General features: G+C 37.8%; 9 protein-coding genes. 2 read left to right on the top strand and 7 right to left on the bottom strand.

From position 1 onward, the window contains the following. Positions 1 to 21: 21 nt before the first annotated feature. Both KHA88_RS18500 and KHA88_RS18505 read right to left on the bottom strand, forming a co-directional pair. Positions 22 to 738 (bottom strand): (Fe-S)-binding protein, encoded by a 717-nt coding sequence (locus KHA88_RS18500; RefSeq protein ID WP_213099578.1) that lies wholly within the window; start codon positions 736 to 738, stop codon positions 22 to 24. 215 nt (positions 739 to 953) lie between these two features. Further along, entirely contained in the window at positions 954 to 1682 is a 729-nt protein-coding gene (locus KHA88_RS18505; protein WP_213099577.1) for a FadR/GntR family transcriptional regulator, read from the bottom strand. 58 nt (positions 1683 to 1740) lie between these two features. Here KHA88_RS18505 and KHA88_RS18510 point away from each other — a divergent pair, with 58 nt between their 5' ends. After that, positions 1741 to 2397, top strand: coding sequence for a YesL family protein (locus KHA88_RS18510; protein ID WP_213099576.1), 657 nt, complete (start codon positions 1741 to 1743; stop codon positions 2395 to 2397). A 44-nt stretch (positions 2398 to 2441) separates the two neighbouring features. Here the strand turns inward: KHA88_RS18510 and KHA88_RS18515 are convergent, their stop codons facing one another. From KHA88_RS18515 to KHA88_RS18525, 3 genes are all read right to left on the bottom strand, one after another. After that, positions 2442 to 3560: a GNAT family N-acetyltransferase gene (locus tag KHA88_RS18515; protein ID WP_213099575.1), complete on the bottom strand. Its 1119-nt coding sequence runs from the start codon at positions 3558 to 3560 to the stop codon at positions 2442 to 2444. Between the two features lie 78 nt (positions 3561 to 3638). Beyond that, positions 3639 to 5384: a glycoside hydrolase family 35 protein gene (locus KHA88_RS18520; RefSeq protein WP_213099574.1), complete on the bottom strand. Its 1746-nt coding sequence runs from the start codon at positions 5382 to 5384 to the stop codon at positions 3639 to 3641. Positions 5385 to 5565: 181 nt separating this feature from the next. Further along, the gene (locus KHA88_RS18525) at positions 5566 to 6909 is read right to left on the bottom strand and encodes a sialidase family protein (RefSeq protein WP_213099573.1); all 1344 of its coding nucleotides are present in this window, start codon (positions 6907 to 6909) and stop codon (positions 5566 to 5568) included. Between the two features lie 209 nt (positions 6910 to 7118). On the opposite strand from KHA88_RS18525, the gene KHA88_RS18530 reads away from it, so the two are divergent. Further along, positions 7119 to 8756 carry a DUF4091 domain-containing protein gene (locus tag KHA88_RS18530; RefSeq protein ID WP_213099572.1) on the top strand — a complete coding sequence of 546 codons (1638 nt, stop codon included), beginning with the start codon at positions 7119 to 7121 and terminating at the stop codon, positions 8754 to 8756. A gap of 55 nt (positions 8757 to 8811) precedes the next feature. Here KHA88_RS18530 and KHA88_RS18535 read toward each other — a convergent pair whose 3' ends face one another. Beyond that, positions 8812 to 9993 (bottom strand): Gfo/Idh/MocA family protein, encoded by a 1182-nt coding sequence (locus tag KHA88_RS18535; protein ID WP_213099571.1) that lies wholly within the window; start codon positions 9991 to 9993, stop codon positions 8812 to 8814. A gap of 404 nt (positions 9994 to 10397) precedes the next feature. Continuing rightward, positions 10398 to 12770, bottom strand: coding sequence for a glycoside hydrolase family 95 protein (locus KHA88_RS18540; protein ID WP_213122625.1), 2373 nt, complete (start codon positions 12768 to 12770; stop codon positions 10398 to 10400). Positions 12771 to 12786 lie beyond the last annotated feature (16 nt).

A 12786-nucleotide genomic window follows, 5' to 3' on the forward strand; every position in this document is an offset into this window, starting at 1 on the left:
CATCACCCCTTTTTTGAAAAATTAACGACTGTTTAAAACTTCCGCAATATGCATCACTTTAATTTGCTTGCCAACCCGGTCAATCCTTCCACCTATGTTCATTAAGCAACCACAATCTGCGCCTATTAAGTATTCTGCTTCAGTTTCCTCCACATGTTGCACCTTCTCATCTACCATTTGTTCTGAAATTTGCGCCATTTTTACGGAGAAGGTACCTCCGAAGCCACAGCATTTGTCCTTGCCAGGAAGCTCTGTAAATTCAAGCCCTTTGACATGGTTTAGTAGTTTCATAGGTGCCTCAGTAACTCCTAACAATCGAGTCATATGGCAAGAAGTATGAAAAGTTACTTTACCAGCTAGACGTGCTCCAACATCCTCCACTTTTAAAATATCAACAATAAATTGAGTGAATTCATATGTTTTTTCTGCTAGCGCTTTCGCTTTTGGTTCCCAAACTGGATCCTCTTTAAAAACATGCTGATATTCATGAAACATATAGGCACATGATCCCGATAGACCGACAACATACTCTGCATCCTTAAAAGTTTCAATCATTCTTTTCATCGCTACTTTAGATTCCTTAACATACCCGCTATTATAAGCCGGCTGGCCACAACAAACCTGCGATTCGGGGAAATCAACCTCACAACCAAGGTGCTCTAATACTTCTACCGCAGCCTTTCCTACATTACTGTGAAACATATCTACCAAACATGTAGCAAATAGACTTACTTTCATATTTTCGACCTTCTCCCCGTATAATGAATTTTCATATAAATCTACTTTATTCTTATATAACCAGTTAGTCAACAGGTCATTTGATGACTTAGTTTTATGATGTAGATTAATAGTCTTTTTATAGATTGCGAGTTATTTGATAGAATTGAGGCTTTTCACCGGAAATATGAGTCACTCGGTGAAAGTACGGGCCACTCAGGAAAAATAAGAGCCACTTATTTTTCTTTCTCGTTCTCCTTAAAATATCTTCCTAGAACTTTTTCTACATTTTCCAGATGTTCTAACATTGATTTTCTTGCCCTGTTTTCATCCCCATACGAAATTGCCTCATAAATCTTTTTGTGCTCGTCATACAGTTTTTCAGTTGTTGTTTGCTTGGAATATAGCCAAAGTTTGCGAGTTTCTTTCATGGTCTCTTGCATTAGTAAGGATACGTGATTTAACAAGCTAGAAAGGAGCTGATTTTGAGACGCCTCGGCAATAGCGAGATGGAATTCCAAATCCGCTTTTTCCCCCAGTTCTTTATTTCCATTGGCTGTTTTCATTTCTTCCAAGGCAGCTTCCATAGCTTTTAAGTTCTCATCGGTTCTATTTTTACTAGCGGAAGCAACAGTTCCTGTCTCAATGATTTTTCTTACTTCAAGCAAATTCGCAACATCAGTTTTGTTCATTAAGATGGCGGTTGAAAGAGGAAAAGCAATTTGATCTGAGCTGAACTCTTTAATATAGGTTCCTTCACCCTGCTTCATTTCCACAAGCCCCATCGCCCTTAGTGCTGACAGCGCTTCTCTAATGGCGGAGCGTCCCACCTGAAAATTTTCAGCCAGCTGCTCCACAGAATCTAGCCTATCACCAGGCTTTAATTGGCCAGACCGAATGCTCTCGTGAATCGCTTCCGCTACTTCCTCATATAATTTTTTGGATTTAATTTGTGGATACATCATCGTTATGGTCCTCCGGTTTATTGTTTGTAATAGCAATTATTGATATAATATTTAAATATTGATTAGAATTTTTTCGGAGCATGGGGTGTTTATTATTTTTAGTATTGATGGCGTTTTCTATCGAATAGGCACGTGGTTATACAATTTTATGTTCTTAAATATTTTATTTATTTTATGTTGTATTCCCATTATAACGATTTATCCAGCATTGGGTGCACTTTTTGGAGTTGTAAGACAATGGAAAAGAAATAATGATATAGCAATCTTTTCGCAATTCATACGAATGTTTAAAGAAAATTGGAAGCAAAGTTATTTAGTAGGTATTTTTTCCACGCTCATCGGTGGATTTTTAGCAATCGATTTCTTCCTTTTATACCAAATGACTTTTTCATATAAAATATTCATCTTTAGTGCTCTTATATTTATCTGTTTTTTGTTTGTTCTTACTTTCATAAGTATTTATCCGCTTATGGTTCATATGAACACAACATTTAAACGTTTATGTATTTCCAGCCTCCAAATTGGTTTATACAAAATTCATTTATCTATTTTTTGTTTGATCATTTTAAGTGCTTGGACACTATTATCTTTACAGTTTTCTTTCTTAATTTTCTTTTTCTTTTTCAGCGTTTCAGCGTACATCATTTATTGGATTGCCGATCTTAAGTTTAATAAATTAATGCCGCACGAAGATACTGTTAGTGAAGAGGCATAATTTGAAAAAGGGAGTCACTCCATGTCGTAGTGGCTCCCTTTTGCTTAAAATGAATCAGTCCCCCAAAAATTATAATGAACTTTCGGAAATAGTTCATTCCCTTCTGAACCTTCTAGCAGCATCTCAATAAATTCTTTTTCATTCCATTTCACTAAATCATTATAAATAAACGAATCACCGGGTTTTATTATTTCTATAATGCCCTCTTTTAGTGTAAGTAGAGCATCTGAATTACCACATTGAAATAAAATGGTATCGTTCTCCATTTCGGAATGGATTCTATTTATGAAAACATCCCTTAACTTTTCCATTAATCCATGAAAATTAATGACTTTCCACATACTTGATGTATCTACTACTTTTTCTGCATCCCATTCTTGAAAATAACTAGAAAGGATATGATTCTCTGGTAAAGTGATACGGACACTATCAAAATGCGTACCCACTGTTTCTTTTAATAGAGAAAGGGCGGCATTTTCATGTCCTTCCGCGTAGCAACATTCTTCAATCGCGATGTTACCCTCGTTATTTTGAAATATTAAATAAGCAACAATCTCATTTTTATCTTTTGCAACTAGGAACTTTGACTTTCTATTAAGCTGATTCTCCCAATAGGCAGATGAACGTATCCGGGAACCGATGAACTTTTTACAAAAATCTTTATACAAGCTCTTTATTTCTTCTAAATCTCCATCTGATGATTTAGTAATTGTGTAATCAAAGAGTGGGAGTTCAGGCTTATTTCTTAAAATTTGAGAATACCTCGGGATTGTACGCCATCCCAGCTTTTCATAGAAAGGATTTATTCCTGCGAAAAGAAGAGACAAATCAAACCCATTCGATTTCATCCAATCTAATTGTCTTTTTAAGATTGTATGAGTAAGGCCCATTCCTCGAAATTCCGAGAGCGTGGCAACATTTCCAATTCCCCCCACCTTTAGATTAATGTTTTCAAAAGTAATATAATAGGGAAAAATCTGAACAGCCGCCGCAAGCTTTCCATTAACGATTGCAATCCAGGTTGTTTTATTATCATAATCCTCTTCAATTTCCAAACGTTCTTTAAAAAATGACTTGTCTTCAGGAAATACATTTCCCCATAATTCATATGCCTTTTCGAGTTCCTCATTATTATGTACAGATCTTATTTCGACTTTACGCATTTTTGTAACCCCTTTCTTCTTATATTTTATCAAAAAAGAGGCTCGATTGCTCGACCTCTATAACTCTCTTAAATTCGCTTATCCTAAAACAGGTGTGTCAACAAAATTTACAGCCTGTTTATGTTTATGCAACTCTAAAATAATAATTTCATTTTCCCCTTCGTTCAAAAATGGAGCAGGTACATATAGCGTTTGCTGTGGTCCAATTTCCCAGTAACGGCCAAGATTATGACCATTCACAAAGACTACTCCTTTTGTCCATTTTGACATATCAATAAAAGTATCGGTCACTTCATCAACTGTCAAAGTTCCACGATGGAAGTAAGGATGATTTTCTTTCGTTTCAGCATTGGTAAAGCGAAGATGACTTACTTCCTTTAAAGGCAATGGATAAACTGTCCAATCAAATAAAAATTGATTATTCATTCTTACCCCTTCGGTAATTCCTTTAAAATCGACTAGGAATGGGCCATAATTAATGCGTCCCATATTCTCAACAATAATTTGGAGTGTTGTCTCTTCCTCAGTGATGTCAACTTCCAGTCGAGATTCTCCACTAATTCGATCTACTAAACCGACATATTCACCATTCAAATAAACTTGTCCACGATCATGAACATCTTGAACTGTTAAGATTTGTTTGCCATATGCGCCTTTTATAACTGTTTCATATACTATGAAGCCATACCCTTGTCCATATTCCTCCATCGTTAAAGGTGCTTGGCTTTGCTGTGGAGAGGAAAGCTGATCCAATGAATCTAGTAATGCAACGCGTTCTGTTAATTGAACCTCACCATATTGTTTTTTAGATGATGGGGCAGGCAACTTCATCTCAGGCAGTTCTACGTATTTTTCGAAAGTTTTTCGAACAGCATAAAATTTCTCTGTCACATCTCCGGATTCTGTCAATAAGCCATCATAGTCATAGCTTGTTATGGTTGGCTGATAAATTTCTTCATTATGATTAGCGCCATTATAGAAACCAAAATTTGTGCCGCCATGTGCCATATAGAAATTAACAGAACCATTTCGCTCTAGCATTTCTTCCAATGTTTCTACAACGCTTTCCGATGATCTTGTATGATGTTCTTCTCCCCAATGGTCAAACCAGCCATGCCAGAACTCCATACACATAAGTGGACCATTCGGCTGAAATTTCTTTAATTGTTCGAACGCTTCTTTAGTCCTTGAGCCAAAATTAACTGTTTCTAGAACGTTTTCGATCATCCCGCCGTTAAGCATGCTAGGTAAAGGGCCGTCTGATGTAAAGAGAAGATCGTCTCCGACTCTTTTCTTGACGCTATCACGCATGTATTGTAAATATTTTTGATCATTACCAAAACTGCCATATTCATTTTCAATTTGTAAAGCTATGATCGGGCCCCCGTTTGAACTTAAGTGTGGCTGCAGACGCTTAAATAATTGATCAAAATAAGCTTCTACCTTATCTAAATACGCCTCATTATAGCAACGTAATTTAATATTCGGCACGGTCATTAACCAATATGGAAAGCCGCCAAATTCCCATTCAGCACATATATATGGGCCAGGTCTCACAATGACATGAAGACCAACCTTTTCAGCGGTTTGAATAAATCGCTCAATATCGGCAATTCCTTCGAAAACAAACTGTCCTTCTTCTGGCTCATGTAAATTCCATGCTACATATGTTTCTACTGTATTAAATCCACATTCCCTTAATTTAATTAATCGGTCTTCCCAGTATTCTGGTACAGTTCTAAAATAATGCATGGCAGCACTTAATAGTAAAGTTTCCTCACCATCTAGTAAAAATGACTTTTCATTATAGGTTAACTTTGGCATTTCGCACCTCTATTTTTAAAATTGAAAAGCAACTGTTATTCGTGTTTGCTGGCTGTATATTCGCGTTCAGCAACTGTTTATTCACGTTCATCGGCTGTTTATTCGTGTTCGGCAACTGTTATTCGCGTTCACCGGCTGTTTATTCGTGTTCACACTATTTACGAACGATTTGGCAACTTGATTATTTTGATTTCAACCACTCGAGTGTAAACGTCCCAAACCTAATATCTAATTGATTCCAATCATCATAATCATATACCCGTTCGTACAAGACTCCTATTTCTCCATTTTTAAGGACGGTTAAGCATGAATAACCATAAAAACCATCATCAATCACTTTACTGTAGGGCCACGTTTTTCCACCGTCTTCGCTTAAACGGACTGTTCCCTTTACTCTAATTTTTTCATCAGCAGGATTTGAGAATAGGACACGCACCTTTCCGTCTCCTAGGTCAGGATAAAGAACAACACTTGATTGGCAGATTGGATCAATGAGAGTCTCATCAAATGTCACTTCCCCCCATGTTTCCCCGCCATCTGAGCTCGTGGTCACAGCGGTTCTTTGCAGTCCATAGTGATTTCTTAGATAATATCTTAGCTCTCCTGTAGGCAACTCTATTACTTGTGATTCTGTCAAATATTGCTTCACATTAGAAATCGATTTTGCAGATAAAGTTTCTCCATCTAGCTCTCGCCCATCATTCGGCGATTCCCCGCGGTGCCAAGTTTCACCATGATCATCACTATACATACAAGCACATGATAAATGTCCCGCTTCATTTGAAAAGTAGATTGGGAATATTAAACGTCCTGCTTTATCTCCATGTTTCATTTGAATCCCGCATCCAGGACCTGATCCAATAAAGCGCATCCATTCTTCTTTAACTAACGGATTTAATTCTCTTGGTTTAGACCAAGTAAGCCCATCATCATCACTTTGAATAATTTGTAAGAATGATGTCCTTGCTTCTAGTAAACTTTCATTTGGGTCTACGTCTTTTTTAAAATAAATATTTCCTAATGTCTCTCCATCTTTAAAAACATAACCTTTATCATTGACAGTATAAGCGGTTTTCCCACCTTTTGAATCATACACTTGTCCGTCTTCAGCCAATATGTATACATTTCCATCTTTATCAAATAAATTCCTGCGGCCATCTACATCAAATCCTACTCCTGGTTCACTCGCCAACAGCCCAATTCCACCTGGTGTATGCATATAAAGCATAAAAATGGTGCCCGTTTCTTCATCCTCTAATAGCGCCGAATCAATAGCTGCCGCACCATCTAATCCTTCTCCAGCATAAGCAACGAGCTTTTGTGCTTCTCCCCACGTCTTACCATTGTCTTCACTTCGTCTAATCGTCATATCGATTTTATTTGGGTTGTCTGTCTGGTCGACGATCCTCGCATCGATTCCTGCAATAATAGTTCCCTTCCTAGTTGTAATCATCGACGGAATTCGATACGCTTTTGAAGCTGCATAGTTTGGATAAAAAATTGCTTGTGTTTCAATGTTTGGCATTATTTAAAACTCCTCACAGTCCATCTATTAATATCCCATATCAGTAAAAATAAAAAATATGAGATTATTATACTTTTCTCAATTGAAAAAAGCGGTTCTAAGGTATATTATGGTCTTACCACTGAGGTTAAACGCTTACAGTATGATTGTCAATCTCTTTTTTTAAAAAAATAGACTAGTCTTACTAGTACCGAAATTGGAGGATTTTTATGGCTAACTTTGAATTTCTATTAACTGATTCATTAGAAAAAGTATTTCCCGAAGCTCCGCCAACATCTTTTTCATCGAAAAGTATTTCTGTTTTTCAAAATGAACAATTTTCATTTCAACTTGCCTATCATTGTTATGACAGAAACAGTAAGATTAACATTCATGTAGAGGCTGATGATTCAATCCACACATCTGTAAGTGTTGTAAAAAAAGTGCCTTCTAATCTACCAGCTTATCCTGATTCACATGATGAAAATTATCTATACACTACACCAGGGTTATTTCCTGATTTACTAGAGCCTGTATCGGATGGAAATATTGAGCTAGAAACGGATGGCTGGAACTCTATTTGGTTCGATGTAAATCCTCAATCAGGTACTGTGGGCGAAACGACGATTAAACTGCATATTACAGATGAAACTAATACGTCCATTTACGAACAATCAATCAATTTTAGAGTCATACCGCACTCATTACCTGAACAAACATTAATCCATACACAATGGTTTCATGCTGACTCCCTAGCGAATTATTATCAAGTGGAAGCCTTTTCCGATGAACATTGGCGAGTCATTGAAAATTTCATTAAGACAGCTAAAGAAAACGGAATTAATATGTTGCTTACCCCTATTTTCACACCACCATTGGATACTAAGGTTGGCGGTGAGCGAACAACGGTTCAACTTGTTCAAATTTCCTTTATCGAAAGTGAGTATTCGTTTGATTTTTCATTACTGAAAAAATGGCTAGAAATTTGTAAACGTAATGGAATTAAGTACATAGAAATTGCTCATCTGTTTACACAATGGGGCGCTCAATTTACTCCTAAAATTATGGTTATGGAAAATGGAGATCTCGTACGGAAATTTGGTTGGGATGTAGCTGCTGACAGCATGGAATATCGTTCATTTTTAGATTCTTTTCTCCCCGCATTGACTGAGTTTTTAAAAGCAAATTGGGAAGCAGAAAAAGTTTATTTTCATATTTCTGATGAACCGAATGAGTCCAATATTGCTACCTACTCAAAAGCGAAAGCAATTGCAGAACCGCATCTTAAAGATTTTAAAATTATCGATGCACTAAGTGATTATTCATTTTTCCAAAAGGGAATCGTTACGAAGCCTGTCATCGCGTCGGATCATATTCAACCTTTTATCGACAATAATCTTTCAAACTTATGGGTGTATTATTGTTGTGCCCAGAACAAAAACGTGAGCAATCGATTTATGGCTATGCCTTCAGCAAGAAATCGGATTATTGCCACACAATTATTCAAATACAACATAGAAGGATTTCTCCACTGGGGATATAACTTTTATAATAGTCAATATTCGATAGAGCCAATCGATCCTTATGTGATAACAGATGCAAATAAAGCTTTTCCTTCGGGCGATTCGTTTCTCGTCTATCCTGGGAAAAACGGAGAAGCAATTCCATCCATCCGCTCGCGGGTCTTCTATCATGCCTTGCAAGATTTGCGCGCATTTCAATTGCTTGAACAACTAAAAGGAAAAGCTTTCGTATTAAATATCATTGAAAAAAATCAAACCATAACCTTTACTGACTATCCGGTAGAGAAAGATTATATTTTCCAAATTAGAGAAGAGATTAATAGGGAAATAGAACAAGCCCTTTAATTTTAAAAAATAGGCGACAGAAGAATTAATTTTCTTCGTCGCCTATTTTTCTCGTTTAAGCGTTAACTTCGACTTTTAGCTCTTCATCCGTCTTAGGACGATGAATTCCTTGATCAACATAAACAACTTTTCCACCAGATCGAATCGATTCAGTAGCTGCACATCCAACCGCAACGCTCATCCGGCCGGCGAATGGTGTTGTAAGTGGTTGCTTATTATATAAAGCTAAATTGACGAAGTCTTCACAAATACGTGGATCCGCACCGCCATGCGTTCCAGGCATTTGCTTCATTTCATATACAATATCGCTCATTTCATGCCATGAGCCAGATTTTCTTGTTTTTACATATACCTTATCGTTGACATCGTCATTTTCGATACGCCCTTTCGTACCGATAAATGTATAATTTCGAGAATAATCAGGTGTAAAATGACATTGCATGTAAGACGCCTTAATGCCACCTTCTAATTCCATGATCACCATATTATTATCTTCTACGTCAATTTCTTCACGGAATGCACATTGTGTTAACCGTTCTAGACTAGCTTCTGGGCATGTATCTTTTAGTTCACAATCAGGGCAATGTAAATCATTCGGTTTGTCTCCACCATAATAATCTAGGCTTCCATATGCAGAAACTTTCTTTGCATATTTGCCAGTTAACCAATGAATGACGTCGAAATCATGAGATGCTTTTTGCAGCAGTAATGATGTTGTGTTCGCAGCTGTCCCATGCCAATCATGATAATAAAAATAGCCGCCAAGCCCAACAAAATGTCTCACCCAAACTGCTTTAATTTCACCAATCACACCTGAATCGATGATTTCTTTCATCGTTTGGTACATGCTCATATAACGCATGTTGAAACCAATCATTAAATGTTTCCCTGATTTTTTCCATTCATCAAGAATGCGGTCGCAGCCTTCTGGTGTAATCGCTAATGGTTTTTCACAATAAACATGTTTTCCTGCCTGTAGAGCTGCGGTTGCATGTTCTTCATGCATAAAATCTGGTGAAAAAATTGCAATTGCATCGATGTCTTCTCTTAGAAGCAACTCTTGATAATCAGTGGTAACAAATGCAGCTTCATTTACATCTTTTTTAAATGTATCTAGTGCCTTTAAAGATACATCAGCAGCTGCAACGACAACTGAGTTACCCTCTGGCTTATGCCAATATTCTACAATTGAACTTCTTCCACCTGCTCCGATGATGCCGATTCTTAACTGTTTCACTATTTAACACCTCTTCTAATATTAGGGCTTCATGGCAATTTTTTAATATGATTGTTTTCGCAAACTTTGTTGCTTTAACCAAGTAGTGCAGAGAGGTTGATTTCCGCTCCAGTTGCTCGCTTTCCGCGGGGCGGGCGGTTTGTCCAGCTACAGCTCCTAGCCCCTCGAGGTCATAAGGCATATTACTTCGTGGCTGAAAGGCAGCCACTACGTAATATGTCTTATGCTTGTCGGGGCTGGTCAAGGCGCTTTCGCTTTTCCAAGAGCCTCCTCGGCGTAAACGCCTTTGGGGTCTCACCTGTCCCGCTGCTCCCGCAGGAGTCTCGCACTTTCGCTCCAATCAACCTACATACAACAGTTATTGCTTTAAAAGCAACAATCTCTTAGAAAAGTGCCTTTTATATTTATTTAAATACAAACTGATACTTTTGGTTTTTATTCATCTCAATTTCAATTAATCCATCAACAGGATCGATTCGTTTATCTTCTTTACCTTCTTCGCGAACGATGACGGATTCACTAGACTTGAAAATAAATGGATTTTCGGTGTTACAAGTTACTTCTAACAAGCTGACCTGCATCTTATCCCAAGATACACTTACCTCAAAACCTCCATGGACACGAATGCCAGTTAACGATCCTTTTAACCATGTGGAAGGAAGGGCTGGTAATAATTCAACATAACCTTTATGGGATTGAATAATCATCTCCGCTACTCCTGCTGTGTAGCTGAAATTTCCATCAATTTGGAAAGGTGGATGTGCACCAAGTAGGTTTGGATAAATTCCCCCGCCTACAAACACTTCTCTTTTAGCTTCTACAATGTTAAATAACTGCTTAAATAACTCATTTACTCTCTCTCCGTCTTTCAATCTAGCCCAAAGACAAATCTTCCAGCCAAGACTCCAGCCAGTTCCTTCATCTCCACGTCTATTTAACGATTGTTTCACAGCGTCCATGAATGGTCCCTCAGTAATTTGATTTCCCGGGTAGGCGCCATATAAATGGGATACATGGCGGTGATGTGGCTCGACATCTTCATAATCAATCAACCATTCTTGTAGTTGTCCATATTTACCGATTTGCATAGGATGCAGGCGCTCTTTCGCTGTTTTGACTTGTTGAACCCATGCATCATCAATATCGAGTACTGCCGCTGCTTCAATACAATTCGTAAACAAGTCCCAGATGATTTGCAGATCCATCGTTGCACCTTTTGTCACCGATCCTTTTTGACCATTATCAGCGAAAAAAAGATGTTCAGGTGAAGTAGAAGGCGATGTAATGAGATAGCCGTTTTCATCCTCAATCAGCCAATCTAAACAAAAGTCCGCAGCACCTTTCATTAAAGGAAATGCTTCTTCGGCTAAATATGCTTTATCTTGAGAAAACGAGTAATACTCCCATACATGTCGGCATAACCATGGACCGGACATTGGCCAGAACGCCCAAACTGGATCTCCGTAGCGGTCATCCCCTACAGGATCGGCATGTCTCCATAAATCTGTATTATGATGCGCCGTCCACCCTTTTAATCCATATCTTTCATTTACCATTTTCTCGCCATTAACCGAGAGTTCTTCGATTGCTTTTAGCAATGGACGATGGCACTCAGCTAGGTTTGTCACCTCTGCAGGCCAGTAATTCATTTCTGCATTAATGTTTAACGTATAATTGGATGACCAAGGAGCGCGTGTTAAGTCATTCCAAATTCCTTGTAAGTTTGCAGGCTGTGTACCTTCTCTTGAAGATGCTATTAATAAATAGCGGCCGTATTGGAAAAGTAGCTCGGACATTCCCAAATCATCAGCGCCGTATTTTCTCACTCTATCATCCGTATCAAGTTCTTCTTGCGGTTTATCATAATCTAACGAGAAGTCCACACGCTTGAAAAGATTCTGATAATCTTGAACATGTTCCTCTTTTAATTGCTCATAAGAAAAACTCATTGCTTTTGCAAGAATCTCTTCGTTTTTTCGAGTCAATTCGCCAAAATATTTCCCGGGTAATTGATCGAAACCGTTAAATGATGTAGCAGCTGAAAAATAGAGAACTGCTTTCGAAGCATTTTGAATAGAAAGTCTTCCATTCTCGGAATCTACTTGCCCATCTTCTACTACTACACCTAATCTACCCTCGAAATGAATCGCTCTAGTTTCGCCAAACTCACCATAGATGATTGGTTGCTCATTCTCATGGAAATATGTCGGTGCGCAAACTTCTGGGCAAATTCCTTGTAATACCACTTCTTCTTCTGAGTTTAAGGTTCTATATTTTAATAAACTATCTAATGTGATATTTACGTTTAAACTTTTTTCAACTGAACTAGTCAGTTGAATGGCTAACACTTGGTGGGGATGGGAAATAAAGGCTTCCCGAGTGTATTCCACTTTTCCTACTGTATATTTTACAGAGGATATGGCCTCTTCAATATTTAACGTTCTTTCATACTTACGGGCTACATCCCCATGAAGATATTGAATTTTTAGATTCCCAAGTGGCATATACGCTTGAGTAAACGGACCAAACATATTTTTTGTTTCATCTATTGCTTCTTCATAATTTTCTTCATCAATCAGTTTTCTTACTTTTTCTAGGGATTCCCTGTCATCATACTGCTTTTCTCTATTAGGAGGACCTGACCATAATGTATCTTCATTTAACTGAAATTGGTCAACCTCGACACCTCCGAAGTGCATCGCTCCCAATCTTCCGTTCCCTAATGGCAAAGCTTCTGTCCAAAAATTGGCCGCTTTTTTATACGATAAAAGATTCAATTGGCAATCTCCCATT

The organism is Lederbergia citrea (assembly GCF_018343525.1).
GTDB classification, from domain to species: domain Bacteria; phylum Bacillota; class Bacilli; order Bacillales; family Bacillaceae_C; genus Lederbergia; species Lederbergia citrea.

Bases quoted from the DNA above. Each gene is read 5' to 3' on its own strand.
- KHA88_RS18500 (WP_213099578.1), bottom strand. From the start codon at position 738: ATGAAAGTAAGTCTATTTGCTACATGTTTGGTAGATATGTTTCACAGT.
- KHA88_RS18505 (WP_213099577.1), bottom strand. From the start codon at position 1,682: ATGATGTATCCACAAATTAAATCCAAAAAATTATATGAGGAAGTAGCG.
- KHA88_RS18515 (WP_213099575.1), bottom strand. From the start codon at position 3,560: ATGCGTAAAGTCGAAATAAGATCTGTACATAATAATGAGGAACTCGAA.
- KHA88_RS18520 (WP_213099574.1), bottom strand. From the start codon at position 5,384: ATGCCAAAGTTAACCTATAATGAAAAGTCATTTTTACTAGATGGTGAG.
- KHA88_RS18525 (WP_213099573.1), bottom strand. From the start codon at position 6,909: ATGCCAAACATTGAAACACAAGCAATTTTTTATCCAAACTATGCAGCT.
- KHA88_RS18530 (WP_213099572.1), top strand. From the start codon at position 7,119: ATGGCTAACTTTGAATTTCTATTAACTGATTCATTAGAAAAAGTATTT.